Genomic DNA, 20,811 nt, shown 5'->3' with positions numbered 1-20,811 from the left:
TCCATTTTAAAGGAAGCAAGGATAAAAGTGAAAAGAAATCATATTACGCTCCGCTGCCGTTTTCCTTTTAGATAAAAATAAATATAAATGATGATGGAGCAAAGAATGGAGATCGATGATGCAATATAAATCGATGCGTAATTAATATTCGATGCGAGCATCCCGAAGAAAATCGCAGCAACTCCAATCCCTAAGTCAAAGAAGGAAAAGAATGTTGCGTTCGCCATCCCTTTCCGGTTCGCTTCCGCCCTATCTACCGCCCAGGCCTGAAGCGCCGGTTGTACTGTTCCAAAACCAAATCCATACAACGCTGCTGCAGTCAACAAAATCGTCTTACTTGGTAACCAAGCGAGTAAAAGCATGGCAGAAAAGATGAAAAGAGCACCTGGAATGAAGACATAGAGATGCCCTTTCTTATCATAAATCTGTCCTGCAAAGAGCCGGGAAAACATAAGGAAAATCGCGTAAACAAGAAAATACATTGTAATCCCTTCTACATTCCGCTCTAGTGCATGAAGTGGTAAGAAGGTAGCGATCCCGCCAAATGTCGCCGTAATGAAAAACATAAGGATCGAAGGCTGTAACGCAGTCTTCTCAAGCACATCAAAACGAGCAGGTTTTGATTGTGTCTCCGGTGCTTCTACCTTTTTATAACGTATGCCAAGGGATAAAAGTAATGCAGTAAGTCCAAGTGTTGCGCAGATGAAAAAGATATCCCGAAACGAAATGATGCCAACAAGGGATAAACCGAGGGACGGCCCCATGGCAAGGGCAATATTTCCAGATAATCCGAAATACCCCATCCCCTCTCCTCTTCTCTTAGGTGGAATCAAGTCTGTTGCAATTGTTCCTCCTGCAGTCGTAGAAAATCCCCAGCCTGCACCCTGAATCACCCGTACTAATCCGAGTAGAAAAATACTTGCAAGGAACCCATAAATCCCCATTGTTATTACAAAAATAGCTAACCCAATAATATATACGAAGCCACGCCCTTTTGTTTCCAATGCATGGCCAGCGAATGGTCTTAATAATAATGCCGAAAAAGTAAAGATCCCAACAATGATACCAACCATCTGGTCACTGCCACCAAGCTCCTTTACATAGAGCGGGAGTGTTGGCAGCGTCATTTGGAAACCAAGAAAAATAAAAAAGTTAGCTAACCAAATAAATATAAAATCCTTTGTCCAAATTTTTTCCTCTTTTGGTCTCGAGTATGCTCTTGCCTCTCCCATTTGATCAGACATCCTCTCCTAAATGCTTAATACTAAATTATACCGGATTACTTCGAGAATGGAAATATCTTAACTTGCGCATCTGTAAATGAGAAAGCAAATCATCCTTATCAAGCGCCCGCATGGTAGATTGCTTTCTTTCAGTGTAAGTGCAACTTTCTTCTGGAGGTTCGCAGTCCAGACACCTCTCGCTTTCCGCGGGCGGCTGGTGAGCCTCCTCGCACGCTTTGCGCGCTGCGGGGTCTCACCTAGGCCTATCGACGAACAGGAGGTTCTAATGCCGGCATTGGTCACAGGACGTGACCGTACTTAGCCGGCCTCCCGCAGGAGTCTCGAGGTGTCTGGGCTGCTCCGAGGAAAGGCCAAATTTGGAGCACTATTTATTATTTCTTAAATAGAACGCTTATTATGGTGGGATATTTTCCATCAACAATAACACTCTCTACCAGTTCAGTTGCCCAGTGGACGGTGACTCCTGCGGGAATAGCACGAGTCCGGAGACCCCGCAGGGCGGTAGCCCGAGGAGGCTTCGGCTGTGCCCACGGAAAGCATCCGTCCACTGGGCAACTGAACGGCGGTTAGAACGCCATAATTAGTGAACGAGCCAGATACTTACGCTGAATGAAAGCAAGTAAGTTACTTTGCTAAGAAGAATTTTTTAAAAAGTGCGCCACTATGAAACTTTTATCTATTCCATCCGTATAACCTACTACGGCGAAGCATACATATTTTATATTGGAAAGGAGTCTATACCTGTATGGAAACGATGTTGGAAGTAAAAGGACTTAATAAATCCTTTAAAGACAAACAAGTTTTAAAAAACATATCCTTCGAAGTAAATAAGGGTGAAATAATGGCCATCCTTGGGCCGAACGGAGCAGGGAAATCAACAACCATCCGTAATATTATGGGAATCATGTATCCCGATGAAGGAACTGTAACATTCCATAACCACCAAGGAAAAGGAATACCACAAAATAAAATTGGCTACCTTCCCGAAGAACGGGGCTTGTACAAAAATGTGAAAGTGATGGACATCTTGCTTTACCTTGCTGATTTAAAAAGTTACCCCTTGGACAAGGCAAAGAAACGTATTCTTGATTACTTGAAAAAGTTTGACTTGGAAGGAAAAGAAAATGTCAAAATGGAAGAATTATCAAAAGGAATGGGACAGAAGGTACAATTTATCGGCGCAGTCATCCATGAACCGGAGTTATTAATCCTCGATGAACCTTTCTCCGGCCTTGATCCAGTGAGTCAGGAAATTTTCAAAGATGAAATTCGAAGTCTCCGGGATAATGGCACTGCTATTTTACTTTCTTCTCATCAAATGAACCTGGTCGAAGAAATGTGCGACCGTTTATTTATGATTCAGCGTGGAGAAAAGATCATTTATGGGTCACTCTATGATGTAAAACAAGAATATGCGAATTTCAAATGTACCATTCGTGGAAGCAATGAAAGAGGTACACTCGAGACGATTCCTGAAGTTGAAAATATCGAACAGGACGGCGATGTAGCCATTCTTTACTTAACGAAGGATGTTAATCCAAACCGTTGGCTGAAACAACTGCCAGACGATGTTACGATTCAGGAGCTGGCGATTGACCGAGTATCTCTCCATGAAATCTTTATTGATATCGCTACAGATAAACGCTTAATGTCGGAAGAAGGTGAAATCCATGCGTAATGCAATGAAAGTTGCGAAATGGGAAATCAAGCGAAATATGAAAAATAAAACCTTTCTAATCGGGTTATTCCTTACTCCCCTATTAATCGTCGGTTTCGGCTTGATTGGCAGCTGGATTGGAGGCAGTTCTGACGATGACTCTCATGAAGATGAGATGACTGTTTTTATTAATGATGAGATTGGTATCATAGATGAACTTACACAATATGCTTCTGAAAGTGGACTGGAATGGTCTATAGAGGAAGCGAATGTGGAAATTGGCGACGTTGCTGCTGAGTTAGATGGTGCGGAGGATACCGCCTATATTTTATTAAATGAAGCTGCTTTAAATGATGGTGTCGTTCCAGTATATATCGCGGAAGATGTCGATCCATTCTTTTCAAGTCAACTAGCAATTTTCCAAGGGCCAATCCTCGCCCATCAGATGAAAGCGCTCGGGTTAACGGAAGAGCAATCGCTTGCTGTCTCTCGCGGGATTCAGTTTGTCGAAATGGATGCAGAAGAAATGACGAACGACAAAGCTCTTGAAGACGAGGCATCCGGTGAAGACTTCCTAGCGGGAATCGTCCCAGCAGCCTTTGGAGGAATTATTTTCATTTCGATCCTTTTCACCGGGATGGCAATGTTCCAAAGTGCATCCCAGGAGAAAAAAGATAAAATTGCTGAAATCATTCTCTCTTCCGTCACTCCTGAGGAATTGATGCAAGGGAAAATTATCGGTTATTTCGTCCTTGGACTTGTGCAGGCCGCTGTATTGCTTGTATTTTTAGTGCCAATGATCCTGTTTCTAACCGATGTTCCGCTATTTGAGTATCTGTTCGTCCCAGAGACTCTTCTATTCGTACTCCTTGCCGTCTTAAACTACTTAATGTTCGCAGCAATCTTTGTCGGAATTGGGGCTACGATTGAAGATGTGACGACTTCAGGAAATTTCCAAGGAATCGTCATGATGCTTCCGTTCTTGCCATTTATTTTCATCGGTCCGGTCGTTGGGGATCCTTCTGGCTTAATGGCACAAATCGGTACCTATATTCCATTCACGGCACCAGGTGTATTACTGCTCCGACTCACGATGCTCGATGTTTGGCCGTGGCTTGAGATTAGTATTTCACTTGTAATTATTATCGTTAGTGTCCTTGTATTTATTCGACTTGCTGGTAAGATCTTCAAAGTCGGAATTCTTATGTATGGGAAGAATGCAACTCCCGGAGAAATTTGGAAATGGTTAAAAGCGTGAAGTACTTTTTCCATTTAATCTAGAAATATACTATAATACTAGTATAATAGTATTCACTTGTAGGGGGTAATAAGTATGTTAATGTATGTTATAGCCTTGGGTATAGGAGTATGTGTTAGTTTAATTATCGCAAGCGAAGTATGGGATTAATAAGCATAAGCATGTACAGAGCGCATCCGCTAAATGGATGCGCTCCTTTTTTATGTAAAAACTTAGTCCCAAAAAAGCCTAGAAAAGCTATGAATCACCTTCATTCAGCATTAGTGCAACTTTCTTCTGGAGGTCCGCAGTCCAGACACCTCTCGCTTTCCGCGGGCGGCTGGTGAGCCTCCTCGGGCTAACGCCCTGTGGGGTCTCACCAAGCCTATCCTCCCGCAGGAGTCTCGAGGTGTCTGGACTGCTCCGAGGAAAAATCCAATTTGAAACACTATTTTTCATTTAAGAATAGACCGCTGATCTTGAGACGAGATAGTTTCCACTCATAATAATTGTCCCTACCAGTTCAGTTACCTGCAGGACGCTGAATCCCGCGGGAAAGCGGAGACGATGAGGCCCGTAGGAAGTGCCTTTCTTCCGAGGCAGACTAAGAACACTCTCGTATGGGGTAACGTCTGCATAAACACGTCGAGACTAAGGCCGTGCCCAACTAAACGCTGAATGAAGTAATCGGCAGTTACGTTCATTTAGTTAATTAGCTTTTCCAGACCTTTTTCCTATATTTTCTGAATAGTCCTTTATTATCATTCTTGATTTATTTCTCTTATTCCCTTGTTTACTATATTCATTCATATTATTATAAAACTATTAATCTAATTTTTTCCAAAAGTAGCAGGAGGCATTTATGAAGAACCTCAAGATTAGCTTTATCGTAATAGTATTACTTACTTTCTTTATTCATGTGGAAAAAATGGAAGCAGCAAGTGGACAAACCTATGAAGTCGGGGCTAACATACTCCACGTTCGCGAAGATCCTGCAGGTGATGCAAGGATTATCGGGTTACTAAATAAAGGGGATAAGCTCACCGCCTTTGGGGAGCAATATGGCTGGGTGCAGACGTATTATGGCGGAAGCACCGCCTGGGTCGCGAAACATCATTTAATTCCTACCGACTCTGCAGTCACCACAGCAAGTTCTGATCAAGCCGCTACAACAAAAGCGTCTGAGTCAACAACCGCCGGCCAGATTACCGTTACGGCACCGAGTGTGAACATTCGCTCTGGTCCAAGTCTGGATCATGCAGTCATTGCAGGGTCAGTACAAGGGGAAACATTTCATACAATCTCCGTTTCCGGGGATTGGGTAAATATTAAGCTGCCTAACGAAGATACAGGCTGGATTGCTGCTTGGCTAACAAGTTCGCAAACAAACATGGCAAGCACAAGTGAGACTGCAACAGAAACGGGAACTACACAAGTTGCAAGTGCCAGTACGGAACAAGTTGAATCTTCAGCAAACAGCTCCCTTTCCGGTTTTAACATTGTGTTGGACGCCGGGCATGGCGGAAAAGACCCTGGTGCAATTGGTCTTAGCGGGATACACGAGAAAGACCTCGTCCACCAAACGACTAATACAATTGCGCAAGTGCTGCGGAATTACGGGGCAACCGTAATCGAAACACGGACATCGGATTATTATTCATCATTGGATGAGCGAGCAAATTTGAGCAATGCCTATGACACGGATGCTTTCATCAGTATCCACTATAATTCGTTCCCTATCGTTTCCGTACAAGGAATTAATACGTTCTATTATAGTGATGCGGGGTATCAGTTAGGGAAGCATGTTCATTCAAATCTTAGTTCTACTGTTCCTTTAACGAATCGAGGACTGGGACAGACAGGTTATAAAGTATTGCGCAATACAGATGCACCAGCCATTTTACTTGAGCTAGGATTCATTACAAATCCGTATGATTTATCCGTGATTCAAACTGCCGATTACCAGCAGACAGTTGCTGAATCGATTGCACAAGGATTACTAAACTATTTTCATTAAAAACAAATCCCTTCACCATTTTCGGCTGAAGGGATTTCTTAACTTAAGTATCCAGGGCTAGCCACGTCCGCTCTGCGCCCAACAACTATCAAACTTCACACTCCTCCAATCAATAGAGAAGAATTGCCGAGCAGTCTTTATAAGGCTTAGTCGCACTTATACCCTTGTGGTGAAAGTCAACCCAGAACTAGGGGAAATTCGATTAAGTACGCCCCGTCGTGGGAGGCACAGTTTGTACGTTGCTACGAATCAGAGGATGTGCTAATACAAACGCTCTTCAGTGAGACGAGTAATCGCAGTCCCAGGCGTTGCGAAACGAATCGAAGCTATATAGAACGATTGAACTTACCCAGGTCTATGTTTATGATAAAGAAAGCGAGCAGTATAAACTCTGCTGAAAAGTCGATTCCGAACTCGCGATTGATGCTGAAACCGGGGAATTGCTTAATATGGAATCACTGAATTAAATAATGTAACCATTATTGCTTAAACTGTTCTAAACGGCTGAAGAAATCAACGACAAATTCATAAAAGATTTTCTCCGTCGGTAGTAATTCTCGGTCGGCGGGAATGATCATCCCAACCGTGCGGGTAACGACTGGATCAATTAATGGAATTCGGACCGTTGCCCGTGGTTGATTGTCGACGAGGGTGCTTTCCGGAACAAGAGAAATGCCTAGACCTGCCGAGACGAGCCCCTTGAGTGCATCAATATCATCCCCTTCAGACGTAACCTTAGGTGTAAAACCAACTTGTTCACAAGCCTGGACGAGAATACGTCTTAAGATAAAGCCTTCCGGAAACATGATAAAAGATTCCTCGCGCAGATCCGTGAGCTGTAATGCACGTTGATTTGCTTTTGGATGATTCAGGGGTAATAAGGCGACGACTTTTTCCGTTGACAGCACCTTCCCCTGTAAGCGAGCTTCATCCACTGGCACCGGCGCAAGTAATGCCATATTCGTCTTCCCTTTCAATACATAGTTTTTTAATTCATAATAATTCCCTTGAATTAATTTAAATTTAACTTCCGGGTAATTCCTGCGAAAGGCAGAGATCAATGTCGGCAAAATATACAATGCCAACGTACTGACGAAGCCAATATGGATCGTTCCCTTCTCGGGGTCGGTATATTCATGAATGACCTGTTCCGCATCTTCAATCACATGGATCGCCTGCTCCATATGCTTTAAGAAAATTTCTCCAATTGGAGTGAGCCGGACATTTCTCCCTTCACGAATAAATAAACTAACCCCAAGTTCTTCTTCAAGCTTCGCAATCTGCCGGCTAACCGCAGACTGGGCAACATGCAGGTGATTTGCGGCATCGGTTACATGTTCTCTTTTCGCTACTTCAATAAAGTATTTAATCTGTCTTAGTTCCATGTATTTCAGCCCTCCTATGCTTATTATCTCATATCGGCATTGATTATATCTATTATTTATATTGTTTAGATAGATATAAAAAGGTAAAATTGAAATATAGTTATACGTACAGATATAAGGAGGATTGGCAAATATATGAACACAATCAGTAACCAACTAGATACTGAGAATAAAAAAGTATCCACATATCTCGATGAAATTTATCGTTCGGTTGTGAAACGAGATCCGAATCAACCTGAGTTCCACCAAGCTGTTGCTGTCTTCCTCCAATCGATTCTCCCTCTATTAGAAAAAGAACCTCATTACATGGAATTGGGTATCCTCGAACAAATCGTTGAACCCGAACGCGTTATTTCTTTTCGCGTCACATGGGTGGATGACAACGGAAAAACCCAAGTAAACCGTGGGTATCGAGTACAATTCAATAGTGCTATCGGGCCTTTCAAAGGTGGTATCCGCTTTGACCCAAGCGTTAACTTGAGTATCGTAAAATTTTTAGGATTTGAACAAACATTTAAAAACTCACTAACCGGCCAACCAATCGGCGGGGCTAAAGGCGGGGCTGACTTCGATCCAAAAGGAAAGTCGGATAATGAAATCATGCGCTTTTGTCAAAGCTATATGACCGAGCTCGCCAGATATATCGGACCTGACATTGACGTTCCTGCCGGCGACCTTGGAGTCGGAGCAAAGGAAATTGGTTATATGTTCGGCCAATATAAACGAATACGCGGTGCTTATGAGGCTGGAGTAATTACTGGAAAAGCTCCCGTTTATGGTGGCAGTCTCGGAAGAACCGAAGCAACCGGTTATGGAACGATTTATTTCTTGAAAGAAATGCTGAGAGACATCGGCCGTAACATTAGCGGAAGTTCCGTCGTCGTTTCCGGTTCCGGTAATGTATCGATTTATGCGATGGAAAAAGCGAGCCAGCTTGGAGCGAAAATTGTCGCTTGCAGTGATACTTCCGGCTACATTTATAATAAAAATGGTATTGTCGTTGAAGTACTTAAAAGGATTAAGCAAGTTGATAAAGGCAGAGTTAGTGATTACCTGGCATTCGATCCAGATACAACATTCCATGAGAACTGTAAAGGTATTTGGAGTGTCCCTTGTGACGTTGCCTTACCTTGTGCAACTCAGAACGAACTAGATGAAGAAGATGCGCTTGAACTTGTCAAAAACGGTGTCATCGCCGTTGCGGAAGGGGCAAACATGCCATGCACGCAAAAAGCAACAAATGTATTGCTCGAAAACGGTGTAACGTTCGGACCGGCCAAAGCAACAAATGCTGGTGGAGTGGCTGTTTCCCAGTTGGAAATGGCACAAAACAGCATGCGTCTCAAATGGACATTTGAAGAAGTGGATGAACGCCTCCAAGATATTATGATGAACATTTATGAAAATTGTGTAGATGCAACCGAACAATTTGATAATGCCACGAACTTAATCCAAGGTGCAAACATTGCCGGATTTAAGAAAGTTGCCGATGCAATGATAGCTCAGGGCGTTATCTAAAAAGTTATTAAAAGACCTGCCATTCTTCTTGATTGGCAGGTCTTTTTTATAAATAAGGACACTCGTGATTTCAGTCGTGAGAGGTTCAAAGCAATTGCATCGTTGTAACACACGTTCCATCACCTTCATAAGTGGATAGAACTTCTTCTGCTGTTTTACCTTCATACGATATTTTCACTTCAAATTCATCGTTACGCGGCAACCAGAGATCAATAAATCCATTGTCCATCGTTTCCACTGTTTCATTGACGACGATGTTGCCCTCGCTATCCGTAATTTTCACTGCAAATGCTTCTTTTACCATCTCGCCCTGGCACCCGGTTAAGCTATGATCGAAGCAAGGATGGGTTACTTCTTCAAATGGTGCGATCGATAGGAAGAATTTATCTTCAGGAAGGTCATAGATTTCTTCTTCATTATTCTCATTTGTCACAATCAACTCCTTAGAGGTGATGGATGCAGAGACATCCTTAAACGTACCAGTACTGTATTCATAGACTAATTGTTCAATATCACGTGATGCTTCTTCGGTTCCCGATCCCTCTTCTTCCGCGTTGCAAGCAGCCAAGATAAGACCCGCTAGTAGAAGGATAATCATTGCCATCTTTTTCATCATTTTTTCCACTCCCACGGTATAAATAAAATCTTATACCCTCATTTTAGCATGGTAACAATCATACTGGAATAGGGATAAATGAAGATTACTTGACAACTTGTTTACCCTAAAACGACACGGTCATCCTCGAATTGTACCTTGCGAATCCGCTGGAATTCGTGCAAGAGATCTTCTACAGTCAATCTCTGCTTATCAATCCCATTTGCTTCAAAAATAATTTGTCCTTTATCCATCATGACTAGCCGGTTTCCGAGATCAAGGGCTTGTTGCATGTTATGGGTCACCATCAATGTTGTAAGCCCCGCATCCGCCACGACTTTTTTCGTAAGATCCGTAATTAACTCCGCCCGGGATGGGTCAAGGGCTGCCGTATGCTCATCCAGCAAGAGAATATCTGGGTCGGTAAAAGTTGTCATGAGCAGAGATAGCGCCTGCCGTTCTCCACCTGACAGCAACCCAACTTTTGCTGGCAGACGATCTTCCAAACCAAGATTCAATGTCTGCAAGTATTCTTTGAACATTTTCTTGCGATGTTTCGTAACACCAAAGGTTAATTTTCGTTTCTTATTTCTTGAATAGGCCATCGCTAAATTTTCCTCAATCGTCATGGATGGTGCCGTCCCTGCCATCGGATCCTGGAAAACCCGGCCGATAAAACGGGAGCGTCTGTACTCTGAAAGGTGGACGACCTGTTTTCCGTTAATGAGCACATCTCCAACATCAGGTAAAAGTTGGCCGGCAATAACGTTCATGAGTGTGGACTTCCCCGCTCCATTACTGCCGATAACAGTGACAAAATCCCCTTTTTCCAAGCTTATGTTAATATTGTTTAATGCCTTCTTTTCATCAACTGTCCCTTCATTAAAGACGACGGAAATTTTTTTCACATCAAGCATTTCTTAACCAACCTCCTTGATATCTTGCTCTAAAGCCCGTCGCTTTTCAATTCGGCGCTTCTTCTCGCGCTGGGCCTGGAGAATCTTCGGTGAAATAAGCGCTATAATAACGATAATCGCCGTAATGAGCTTCATGTCGCCTGTTTCGAGAAAATCAAATCGTAATGCAAGTGTCACAATTATTCGGTAAATGACCGCTCCTCCGATAACTGCGAGGGTTGCTCTGGCAATTGTCTTCGTGCCGAAAAGCGCTTCTCCAATAATGACAGAGGCAAGACCGATAACAATCATTCCGATTCCCATTCCAACATCAGCGAATCCACCAAGCTGGGCAATTAACCCTCCAGAAAGTGCGACTAGCCCATTGGATAAGGCAACTCCGAGAATCGTCAAGTTATCCGTGTTCGCAGACAAACTACGAATCATCCGCTTATTATCTCCAATCGCCCGGATTGCGAGTCCGACCTCTGTCTTTAGGAAATAGTCGGTAACTAGTTTAATAACAACCGTCACAAGGAGCATAACAATTAAAATTGCCCATGTACTTGGCGGCCGGTCAATCCCGAAGATACCTAACATACCATTTAGGCTGTTATCAATCGAAGTCCCCCATACACGTCCCAATTGGTCGAAAATAGTTGATTCCATATGGAGGGATAAGGTCGGTTGACCGAGAATACGAAGGTTGATCGAATATAAAGCTGTCATCATGAGAATTCCTGCTAAAAGAGCATTCACTTTTCCTTTTGTATGCAGTAATCCTGTTAGTGTGCCCGCAACAAAACCTGCAATACCAGCAAGAATCGTAGCGATAATTGGTGGAACTCCATTAATGATGGCTAGTGCAGCCACAGCAGCACCTGTGACAAAGCTTCCATCAACGGTTAGATCAGGGAAATCAAGAACTCGGAATGTCAAATAGACACCAAGTGCCATTATTGCATAAATAATCCCTGATTCTACTGCGCCAAACATTGAAATAAACATAATTTGTACTCCCCCTGCTGACTTCTTTCGATATAGTAAGAAGATAAGCCGCCAATGTTAGCGGCTTATCCCCTGTTTTTACTCCATAAAGTGAAACTTCATTCAGTGGGGAATTCCTTCCCTCCCCACTGATTGTTAGTTGAACAGATTCAGGGATTTACGGACTGTATATCCCACACCTTCCCATCTTGGGCTTCCCTCATGTTTAGAGGTGGGGATATTACAGAACGTTAATCCGTGGTAAATTGTGCATCTTCATCCCAGTCGGAATGCCATTCGACGTTTTGTGCTTCAGCTGCTTCCTTATTTATGAACAGTTGCATTTCTGCAGGATATTCTACCGGGATTTCACTTGGTGATTTGTCATTAGTTAAAATATCAACAGCCATTTCACCTGTGCGGTAACCTATCGTATGATAATCTATTCCGTATGTTGCGAAGCCGCCTTTAGCAAGGGAGTCTGGTTCTCCGACAATGAGCGGGATGCTATGTTCATTAGCAACACTCACAACACTATCGAATGCTGAAACTACCGTGTTATCTGTAATAATATAAAACACATCTACATCTTCCACTAACGTAACTGCGGCTTGTTGCACTTCCGATGTATTAGCCACAGTACGTTCAACAACCGTAAGATCGGTTCCTTCCGCCACTTCTTTCACTGTGTTCACTTGAGTTACAGAGTTTTGCTCCCCGGCATTATAAATCATCCCAATCCCTGCACCTGGAAAATAATCGGCAATAAACTGCACTGTTGATTGGATTCCTTCTGGGTGTAAGTCTACTACCCCCGTTACATTACCTCCAGGCTCTTCCATCGACTCAACAAGCTTTGCCTCAACAGCATCTGTCACCGATGTAAAAAGGATCGGAATCTCACTCGTTGCTTGTAATGCGCCAAGTGCACTTGGTGTAGAGTTTGCAAAGATAAGATCCACTTCATCCGCAACAAAACCGTCGGAAATCGGCTTTACGTTATTCTGATCGTTTTGCGCAGTTTTGAAGTCATATTCTACATTCAGCCCAGCATCCTCGAGTGCTTGCTGGAACCCTTCATATGCAGCATCAAGTGATGGGTGCTCAGCAATTTGCGTTGCGCCAATTTTGTATACTTCCCCATCCGTATTTTCATTCTCATTGCCTTCTGATGACTTCGTATCATCGGAACCACAAGCTGCAAGAAGCAAGATTCCAATTGTAAACAATAACAAAACTAGCTTTCTCATCCACTTTTCCCCCTATGTGTATTAACGCGTTAAAGTAATAATGCATAGAGCGATTTTACCATATTTTCTGTATTTAAGATAGACTTTTTTAAAAAAATTCTGTTAATAGTTCCGGGACAGGGGGGTCAGAGCATTTGTCCCACTTCGTGCGGGACAAATGCTCTGACCCCCTGTCCCAATTTAGAGTTTTATGGTATGATAATTAAGTACTAGGGATTTGGACTCATTTCTTTCTATTGTAATGGGAAGGGGAAAATAGAGATGACAAAACGATTGAAAGCTTATATTTTATTCGTTTTTTTCGTTTCATTTGGAATAGCGATATTTTCCGGACCAATTCACATTGATATAACATTATACACCCAGTTACTAGTAATTTACTTACTATTCACTACATTTTACTCGCATTTAAAAACAATTGTTAAAACCGGTCGGGTCAATATTGATTATAGTGTCTCATATGGTCTTTCATTCGGACTTGCCGCTGGACCACTCGGGCTTTTCTTATTTGAAGTAATCAACCGATTTTATGTTTTTCTTTACCGGAAGAAAACAGATACGGCTGATGAAGATGAATTTTTACATACCTTTTATAATATTGGAGCGCCGACCATTCTTCATTCGCTCGGATTTTACTTGTATTATTGGCTTTTTCCGTACTTCGATCAAATACCATTATTTGGTTTTTGGATTCTCCTTATTTTAATCGTATTTCTGATCGATATGCTTTCTTCTGTACTGCTTCTCGGGGTATTTTATAGTATGGGAGATATGCAGACCCGAGTGGATAGCATTAATTTTATCAAAGCAAGAAGTAAAGCAGACTCACTCCAAAAAGCAATTTCAAACGGACTTCTGTTTATTTTCATTACGGAAGGACGCTGGGAATTGATGCTCGCCCTCTTCCTTTTAAATTATTTATCTAGCCGTGCTGCTGTACTTAAATCACAAAGTATCCAACATAAGATGGAACGCGACCGTTTCGAGCAAATGGCTTACACCGACTTCCTGACGAAGCTCCACAACCGCACGTATATGAATAAGGTGATGAATGAATTGAACGGCTCAGATGAAACGATTGGTATTGCTGTTTGTGATATTGATAATTTCAAGCAGATCAATGATACGTATAATCATACAGTCGGGGATTATGTCATCCATCATGTTGCAAAACGCCTGAAGAGTTTACTTGGGGAAAATGACTTTTTGTTTCGCAGTGGCGGAGAAGAGTTTACCATTATTTTGCGAAATCGATCCTTTAGTGAATGTGAGGCATTAATAAAGACCATTCAACATGAAATCGAACAGCTTCAGATTGTTACGAAGTACCGTTCTGAAGAAATTTTCATCAGCTGCACAGCTTCCTTTGGCATGTATTATTTCACTACCTTAGAGAAGATAGATATTAAGCAGGGCTATGTTCAAGCAGATGACCTACTTTACAAAGCAAAAGGGCTTGGAAAAAACCAGGTTATTTCAAAAAATGGCATACGCAATGAGCCGCCCTGTGATCGGTTCGAAAGCAATGTTTCCAATGCAGAAGTAAAGTAAAGTAAAATAAAAACAACCAGTTGCGCCCGGCTGTTTTTTATCACGGATTAACGGTCTGTAATATCCCCACTTCTAAACATGAGGGAAAACAATATGTGAAGGTGGGGATATACAGTCCGTAAATCCCTGATTCTGTTCAACTAACATTCAGTGGGGAGGTAAGGAAACCCCCACTGAATGAAGTTTCACTTTATATAATAATATTTCGTTTTTTTGCTTCGAATAATAGTTTATCTCGGAATTTTGGATGAGCTAACCCAATTAGTGCCTTGGTACGTTGACCGAGTGTTTTTCCACGTAAGTTTGTGATTCCATACTCTGTAGCGATGTAATTAACATCATTCTTACTCGTCGTTACAATCGAACGAAACCCCCGTTATCTCAGGATACTCTTCCCTATAAGCACCCATTGGCAGCCAGTCTAAAAGTGTATGATAATAAATGTCGGTCAAGTTCTCTTCCTTTATATACTGATCGAGCGCTGCAATAATCCTAGGTGGGGTGGATAGACCGATATCAGATCCACAGACCCAGCCTGATTTAACTTGCTGGGCAATCCCCTCCGCTGTTGTCTTCTTTGCTTCATACTGCGCTAAGTAACCATTCATCTGTTTTATAATCCTTTCCCTCGATTAACCTCAGATTAAACCGCTTTTGTTTTCCTTGTTTTCGCGATTTGCTTACTTCTTAATTGACCACATGCCGCATCGATATCTGCTCCATTTTCCCAGCGAACACCACTATTGATCCCGCCTGCTTTCAATGTTTGGTGGAATTCCTGGATTGCCTCAACATGACTTCTTTCATACTGGATATGTTCATCGACCTTATTATATGGAATCAAGTTCACATAGGCTAAGTGACGGTGATTGTAAAGAAGCTTGACGAGTTCTCTCGCTTCTTTCTTGCGATCATTGACACCCTGCAGCATAATATATTCATATGTTATTCGACGATTTGTCTTCTCCAAATAATAATCAACCGCCAGCATGAGCTTCTCGATCGGGAATGCTCGGTTAATTTTCATAATTTGCGTACGCAGTTCATTATTTGGAGCGTGCAAGGAGATTGCAAGATTCACTTGGATTCCTGTATCGGCAAACTCATAAATCCTATGGGCAAGACCACTTGTTGATACGGTAATATGGCGGGCGCCGATATTCAAGCCCTTATCATCGTTTACAATGTAAAGGAAGTCCATTAAATTATTAAAGTTATCTAACGGTTCACCAATTCCCATGACAACGATATGACTGACCCGCTCGTTCTTCCCTTTCAAATCTAAATTCTTCTGAACATGCATGATCTGCTCCACGATCTCGCCACCCGTCAAGTCTCGGCTCTTCCGGAGCAATCCACTTGCACAGAAGGAACAGCCGATATTACAACCGACCTGTGTCGTCACACAGACGGAAAGACCGTAATCAAACCGCATAAGCACTGTTTCAATCACGTTCCCGTCCGCAAGCTTAAAGAGATATTTAACCGTTCCATCTTTAGATTCTTGTTTAACTTCTTCTTCTAATGTAGTAAGGCAATAATTTTCTTCCAATAATTGAATTGTCGATTGATTGACATTGGACATGTCGGAAAACTGATTTACTCTTTTCTTGTAGACCCAGTCCCATACTTGATTCGCTCGAAAACGCTTCTCGCCGTTTTCAATCAGCCAATCTTCCAATTGCTTAAATGTTAATTCATAAATGGATAGTTTAGTCATGATGTTTCCCCATTTCTTTTCCTTTTCCTTCTCTCATCTTACTTTAATCTTTCGGTAGTAGCAAATCGGATTCTTCTGTATAAGCGGATAATTGGACGGCATTTATTGCAAAGCTTATCCTTTATAGTAATGACTCCATTCTCACAATCTGCACAGGCTAAGTATATCTTTCATTATGATTGCTTTCATTCGGCGTAAGTATTTTGTGCATTCATTTTATTGGCGTTCTAATTACCGTTCAGTTGCCCGGCGGACGGATGCTTTCCACGGGCACGGCCTCAGCCTCCTCGGAAGAAAAACGCTTCCTGCGGGGTCTTCGGACTCGTGCTTTTCCCGTAGGAGTCACCGTCCGCCGGGCAACTGAACTGGTCTAAAGGATTATTTTAAAAAGAAATTATTCCGTTCTGATAAGGATTGTACTTCTGAAATATTAAACAGTAATCCAAATCACGCCTTTCCTCGGAGCAGTCCAGACACCTCGAGACTCCTGCGGGAGGATAGGCCTGGCGAGACCCCACAGCGCGATAGCGCGAGGAGGCTTGCCGGCCGCCCGCGGAAAGCGAGAGGTGTCTGGACTGCGGACTTCCAGGAGAAGGTTGCACACACGTACGCTGAATAAAGCATCATAAGGTTGAACAGGTTTCGGATGTGAGAGTGGAGTAATGAGATTAAAGGAGTGAGTGGATTGCAACATGAACATGCTAAAGTTTTTAATAAAATCCCTTTATCTGTACTAGACCTTGCACCAATTCGCCAAGGTTCAAATGCAAGAGAATCGTTTAAGGAAAGTGTTGAACTTGCTCAACATGTTGAAAGATTAGGCTTTAACCGCTATTGGTTCGCTGAACATCATAATATGCCTGGTATCGCAAGCTCTGCGACATCTGTTCTCATTTCTCATATTGCCGGGAATACGAAGCATATGCGGGTTGGAGCTGGCGGTATTATGCTGCCAAACCATGCAACACTTGTTATCGCCGAACAGTTCGGTACACTCGAATCGCTTTTCCCGGGAAGAATCGACCTTGGACTCGGCCGGGCACCCGGAACAGATCAGGCAACAGCCTTTGCCCTTAGAAGAACACTGAATTCTGGACCAGAGGAATTTCCGATGCAAGTAAATGAATTGCAGGATTATTTTTCCGATGAACCGAAGACACATGTTAAAGCTATTCCCGGTCAAGGATTGAATGTTCCAATCTGGCTGCTTGGCTCCAGCGACTTCAGCGCAAGACTTGCTGCTCATAAGGGACTGCCCTTCTCTTTTGCCAGTCACTTTGCACCTGCCTACACCATTCCGGCATTGAAGCTTTATCGGGCCAACTTTGAACCGTCCGATACGCTCGCTAAGCCATATGCGATGGTTGGGGTAAACGTGATTGCAGCGGATACGAACGAGGAAGCCGAGTATCTGGCAAGCTCCCAATATATGCAATTCCTTAACTTGCGCCGCGGGAAACCAAGACAACTTCAGCCACCCATCGAAAGTATGGATAGTGTATGGTCTCCAATGGAAAAAGCCGCTGTCTATGAATCGCTCGATCCACGGACGACAATTGTCGGTGATAAAGATACAGTTAGGGAACGTCTCATCGCATTCCAAGAGGAAACACAAGCAGATGAAATGATTATCGGATCACAGATTTTCCATTTGAAAGATCGCCTGCGTTCTTATGAAATCGTAGCAGAACTATTCGATTGATTACAAAAAAGGGCATAGCTTTCTGGTAGACGCAGAAAGTTATGTCCCAATTTCAATTTGTATTATCTTCTTCCAATTCTTCTTTTTTCCCATGGATTACTTCTTCTAAATCATCTTCGAGTGTGATATCCGCTAACTTCACTTTACTCCGGTAAGCAGCTCTTGTAACCAGGTGACCAGATACAGGAGCAGTTAAGAATACAAAAACAATCCCTAGTACAAGGCGTACACTGAAGTAATTTTGACTTTCCAAAATATAAATCAACGCACCTGTTAAAGTGAGTAATACACCAAGTGTAGAACTTTTCGTTGCTGCGTGAGAGCGAGTATAAACATCAGGAAATCGAATATTCCCGATGGCACTGACAACCGCAAACAATGAACCGATAAAAATTAAAATGGCACCGACATATTCAATCATCACGCTTACGTTCAATGATAACACCCCTCTCTATATACTTCGTGAAGGAAATCGTACTAATGAACGCAAGGATAGCAAGCACGAGTATCACTTCTAAGAAAGCACGAGTATCAAGGAGTATTGAAATAATCGCCAGTGATGAAATGATTTGAACACCAATCATATCAAGGGAAAGGACGCGGTCCGGTAAGCTCGGTCCGATAATAATCCGGATGAGTGTAATGGCAATCGCCACCCCGAACAGAATGAGCGACGTAACGAGTAATGTGTTAATCATTAGCGCGTCACCTCCATAATTGCTTTTTCGAAAGTATGCAAGGATTTGAGCAACATTTCTTTCGATTCCTCGAGATCCATCCCATGGATATATAAGTAATCCTCTTCAGGTGCTACTTCCATGACCACTGAACCCGGCGTCAATGTTAGGAGTAATGAAATCGCAGTGATTTCCCATTCTCCCCGCATTTGCGTCTCATATTTAAATATGCCAGGTTTATAGGTTACTTTCGGGCTTAATATATGTTTCAATACCCAAATGCTGGATGAGAATGTCTCACGGATAAAGATGAGTAGTAATTTGAATAAAGCCCACGGACGGGCGAGATAGAATCGCTCGCCGAATAGTCGGTGCATCAAGAAGACGATTCCGATTCCGACAATATATCCGAACACGAATGTTGTGAATTGCAGTTCGGGTTCATCACTAATAAATACCCATAATATAGCAATAAATACGTTTAGAAAAAATTGTGCTGGCATCCATAGTCAGCTCCTCTTTTGACTGCTGCTCATTGTTGCTTCCTAACGAGCAGCAGATTAATTACTCCAATACAGCATCAATGTAAATTTGTGGGTTGAGCAGTGTATTGGCTGCATCGGCTACGAAGGGAGCGAAGTACTCTGCTCCGAGTCCAAAAGTAAACATAAGTGCTGTGAACAAGCCAAATGAAACCATCCAGCCCTTCTTCATCGGTACCTCGTCATCAAAACTGATGATTGTCTCTCCCCAAAAGCTATTCAAGAAAACTCTTAAGAGGGAATAAAGGACAAAGATACTGGAAATAAAGCCGAGCGCGAGCAGAATATAAGAGCCCGCTTCAACTGCCCCTTGACCAACAAGTACTTTTCCGATAAAACCGCTCAGCGGCGGTACCCCGGCTAAAGATAGCATAACGATAAAGAACATCCAACCGAATACAGGATAGTTACGGATTAAACCACTCATGTTATCAAGCCGCTTCTCTCCTGTCACGGTAATCATAGTCCCAGCAAGCAGGAAGAGCAGGGATTTTGCGACCATGTCATGCATCAGATAATAAACCGCACCTTCCAGTGCTTCCTGTGTCATGACGGCAAGCCCCACTAAGATAAATCCAACCGCAATAATGACGTTATAAGCGACAATTTGCCGGATATCTTTATAAGCAATCGCTCCAATACTCCCCATAATGAGTGTCAAACCAGCTAAAATCCCGATGATCGTATGGGTAATTTGCGGTTCATGGTAAAAGATCAACGTGAACACACGGATCATGACGTATATTCCTACCTTTGTCAGCAATCCTCCGAACAAAGCTGCAACAGCAGTTGGTGGGGCACTGTATGAACCTGGTAACCAGAAGTACAGAAGCAATCCGGATTTCAAAGCGAAAACAATCAGGAATACAAGACTCGTCACTGTCAGTAATGGTGTCTGTCCAGATTCACTGATTAATACTGAAATATGCGCCATATTCAAGGTTCCAAGCTGTGCATACAAATATGCGATAGCCACGAGGAAAAACCAGGAAGAAATAATATTAATAACGACATATTTAAGCGATTCTCTTAGCTGCATTCGTTTTCCGCCGAGGACGATTAATACATAAGAAGCGAGTAGCATAATTTCAAAGTTTACATAGAGGTTGAAAATATCGCCTGTTAAAAAGGATCCGTTAACACCTGCGAGGAGGAAGTTAACAAAGGAGTAGAAATACATATACTCTATTTTCTCGCCAATTGAAGAAAAAGCATAAATTAAACAAATTAATGTCACGATACTTGCGACGGTCACAAGAATGACTGCAAAAGAGTCTGCTACAAACAGAATTCCAAATGGCGGCTCCCATCCCCCAAAATCGAGTCGGATGATGCCGTCCGTCTGAATCCACTGCAACATATAGATACTTATTCCGATTGTCACGAGCAATCCTAGGACGGTTAATACCCGCTGTGTTTTTATATATGGTCTTAAAAAGATCAGAATAATGCCAAGCATAATTGGAAGAGCCATCGGCAGTACAATAATATTATTCATACTTCCTACCTCGCAATTCTTCCATATTGTCCGTTCCAAGCGTTTGATAAGCACGGTATGCAAGTACAAGCACAAGGGCCGTCACCGCAAAGCTGATTACAATTGATGTTAGAATCAACGCTTGCGGGAGCGGATCAACAAATGTACTAACGTCGTCATCTCCCAAAATCGGCACATTCCCCTTCTTCAGTCCGCCCATCGTAATGATTAATAAATGTGCGGCGTGGGAATAGACGGCCGTTCCGAGAATGACACGAATCACACTTTTCGATAAGACGAGATAAGTCGCAATCGTGACCAAAACGCCGGTTAGGATGATCATCAATGTTTCCATA

Annotated in this window: 20 protein-coding genes; 6 read left to right on the top strand and 14 right to left on the bottom strand. The window is 42.6% G+C overall.

The window, feature by feature from the left end; genetic code table 11:
* Window positions 1–38: 38 nt before the first annotated feature.
* Complete coding sequence (locus WKU33_RS00955; RefSeq protein WP_340452788.1) at window positions 39–1,244, bottom strand: MFS transporter; 1,206 nt, start codon at window positions 1,242–1,244, stop codon at window positions 39–41.
* Between the two features lie 745 nt (window positions 1,245–1,989).
* On the opposite strand from WKU33_RS00955, the gene WKU33_RS00950 reads away from it, so the two are divergent.
* From WKU33_RS00950 to WKU33_RS00940, 3 genes are all read left to right on the top strand, one after another.
* Window positions 1,990–2,922: an ABC transporter ATP-binding protein gene (locus tag WKU33_RS00950; RefSeq protein ID WP_156854104.1), complete on the top strand. Its 933-nt coding sequence runs from the start codon at window positions 1,990–1,992 to the stop codon at window positions 2,920–2,922.
* Between the two features lie 4 nt (window positions 2,923–2,926).
* Entirely contained in the window at window positions 2,927–4,159 is a 1,233-nt protein-coding gene (locus tag WKU33_RS00945; protein WP_232334276.1) for an ABC transporter permease, read from the top strand.
* 841 nt (window positions 4,160–5,000) lie between these two features.
* Window positions 5,001–6,155 carry an N-acetylmuramoyl-L-alanine amidase gene (locus tag WKU33_RS00940; RefSeq protein WP_340452786.1) on the top strand — a complete coding sequence of 385 codons (1,155 nt, stop codon included), beginning with the start codon at window positions 5,001–5,003 and terminating at the stop codon, window positions 6,153–6,155.
* 479 nt (window positions 6,156–6,634) lie between these two features.
* Here the strand turns inward: WKU33_RS00940 and WKU33_RS00935 are convergent, their stop codons facing one another.
* Window positions 6,635–7,540, bottom strand: a complete 906-nt coding sequence (locus WKU33_RS00935; RefSeq protein WP_336251750.1) for a LysR family transcriptional regulator — start codon at window positions 7,538–7,540, stop codon at window positions 6,635–6,637.
* A gap of 135 nt (window positions 7,541–7,675) precedes the next feature.
* Here WKU33_RS00935 and gdhA point away from each other — a divergent pair, with 135 nt between their 5' ends.
* Window positions 7,676–9,058 (top strand): NADP-specific glutamate dehydrogenase, encoded by a 1,383-nt coding sequence (gdhA, locus tag WKU33_RS00930; RefSeq protein WP_340452785.1) that lies wholly within the window; start codon window positions 7,676–7,678, stop codon window positions 9,056–9,058.
* Window positions 9,059–9,143: 85 nt separating this feature from the next.
* On the opposite strand, the gene WKU33_RS00925 is transcribed toward gdhA, so the two are convergent.
* The 4 genes from WKU33_RS00925 to WKU33_RS00910 all read right to left on the bottom strand — a co-directional run bounded on the left by WKU33_RS00925 (window position 9,144) and on the right by WKU33_RS00910 (window position 12,786).
* Window positions 9,144–9,671, bottom strand: a complete 528-nt coding sequence (locus WKU33_RS00925) for a CueP family metal-binding protein (protein WP_340452831.1) — start codon at window positions 9,669–9,671, stop codon at window positions 9,144–9,146.
* A gap of 104 nt (window positions 9,672–9,775) precedes the next feature.
* A complete protein-coding gene (locus WKU33_RS00920) occupies window positions 9,776–10,570 on the bottom strand; it encodes an ABC transporter ATP-binding protein (protein ID WP_340452784.1) in 795 nt (264 codons plus the stop codon).
* Window positions 10,571–10,573: 3 nt separating this feature from the next.
* Window positions 10,574–11,557, bottom strand: a complete 984-nt coding sequence (locus tag WKU33_RS00915; protein ID WP_156854090.1) for an ABC transporter permease — start codon at window positions 11,555–11,557, stop codon at window positions 10,574–10,576.
* A 230-nt stretch (window positions 11,558–11,787) separates the two neighbouring features.
* Entirely contained in the window at window positions 11,788–12,786 is a 999-nt protein-coding gene (locus WKU33_RS00910; protein WP_340452783.1) for an ABC transporter substrate-binding protein, read from the bottom strand.
* A gap of 261 nt (window positions 12,787–13,047) precedes the next feature.
* Between WKU33_RS00910 and WKU33_RS00905 the strand changes: the two genes are divergently transcribed.
* Window positions 13,048–14,337: a GGDEF domain-containing protein gene (locus WKU33_RS00905; RefSeq protein WP_340452782.1), complete on the top strand. Its 1,290-nt coding sequence runs from the start codon at window positions 13,048–13,050 to the stop codon at window positions 14,335–14,337.
* 190 nt (window positions 14,338–14,527) lie between these two features.
* Here the strand turns inward: WKU33_RS00905 and WKU33_RS00900 are convergent, their stop codons facing one another.
* Genes WKU33_RS00900 through rlmN form a run of 3 tightly spaced genes read right to left on the bottom strand, consistent with a single transcriptional unit; the run spans window position 14,528 to window position 16,057 of the window.
* Window positions 14,528–14,647, bottom strand: coding sequence for an acetyl-CoA hydrolase/transferase C-terminal domain-containing protein (locus WKU33_RS00900; RefSeq protein WP_340452830.1), 120 nt, complete (start codon window positions 14,645–14,647; stop codon window positions 14,528–14,530).
* Window positions 14,648–14,681: 34 nt separating this feature from the next.
* Window positions 14,682–14,945: a hypothetical protein gene (locus WKU33_RS00895; protein ID WP_336251756.1), complete on the bottom strand. Its 264-nt coding sequence runs from the start codon at window positions 14,943–14,945 to the stop codon at window positions 14,682–14,684.
* A gap of 35 nt (window positions 14,946–14,980) precedes the next feature.
* Window positions 14,981–16,057: a 23S rRNA (adenine(2503)-C(2))-methyltransferase RlmN gene (gene rlmN / locus WKU33_RS00890; RefSeq protein WP_340452781.1), complete on the bottom strand. Its 1,077-nt coding sequence runs from the start codon at window positions 16,055–16,057 to the stop codon at window positions 14,981–14,983.
* A gap of 685 nt (window positions 16,058–16,742) precedes the next feature.
* Here rlmN and WKU33_RS00885 point away from each other — a divergent pair.
* On the top strand, window positions 16,743–17,759 hold the full coding sequence (locus WKU33_RS00885) for an LLM class flavin-dependent oxidoreductase (protein ID WP_340452780.1): 1,017 nt from the start codon (window positions 16,743–16,745) through the stop codon (window positions 17,757–17,759).
* A 52-nt stretch (window positions 17,760–17,811) separates the two neighbouring features.
* On the opposite strand, the gene WKU33_RS00880 is transcribed toward WKU33_RS00885, so the two are convergent.
* From WKU33_RS00880 to WKU33_RS00860, 5 genes are all read right to left on the bottom strand, one after another.
* A complete protein-coding gene (locus WKU33_RS00880; RefSeq protein ID WP_156854080.1) occupies window positions 17,812–18,195 on the bottom strand; it encodes a Na+/H+ antiporter subunit G in 384 nt (127 codons plus the stop codon).
* A complete protein-coding gene (locus tag WKU33_RS00875) occupies window positions 18,173–18,457 on the bottom strand; it encodes a Na(+)/H(+) antiporter subunit F1 (RefSeq protein WP_156854078.1) in 285 nt (94 codons plus the stop codon). The genes WKU33_RS00880 and WKU33_RS00875 overlap by 23 nt, the downstream gene beginning before the upstream one ends.
* Window positions 18,457–18,939 carry a Na+/H+ antiporter subunit E gene (locus tag WKU33_RS00870; RefSeq protein ID WP_156854076.1) on the bottom strand — a complete coding sequence of 161 codons (483 nt, stop codon included), beginning with the start codon at window positions 18,937–18,939 and terminating at the stop codon, window positions 18,457–18,459. The genes WKU33_RS00875 and WKU33_RS00870 overlap by 1 nt, the downstream gene beginning before the upstream one ends.
* 61 nt (window positions 18,940–19,000) lie before the next feature.
* Window positions 19,001–20,476, bottom strand: a complete 1,476-nt coding sequence (locus WKU33_RS00865) for a Na+/H+ antiporter subunit D (RefSeq protein WP_156854074.1) — start codon at window positions 20,474–20,476, stop codon at window positions 19,001–19,003.
* The gene (locus tag WKU33_RS00860) at window positions 20,469–20,810 is read right to left on the bottom strand and encodes a Na(+)/H(+) antiporter subunit C (RefSeq protein WP_156854072.1); all 342 of its coding nucleotides are present in this window, start codon (window positions 20,808–20,810) and stop codon (window positions 20,469–20,471) included. The genes WKU33_RS00865 and WKU33_RS00860 overlap by 8 nt, the downstream gene beginning before the upstream one ends.
* Window position 20,811: the final 1 nt, after the last annotated feature.

Source organism: Oceanobacillus sp. HCA-5259, from assembly GCF_037892815.1.
GTDB lineage: Bacteria > Bacillota > Bacilli > Bacillales > Amphibacillaceae > Oceanobacillus > Oceanobacillus indicireducens.
Note: the sequence above shows the minus strand (reverse complement) of the source record. Positions and strands in the feature narration are given on the sequence as shown.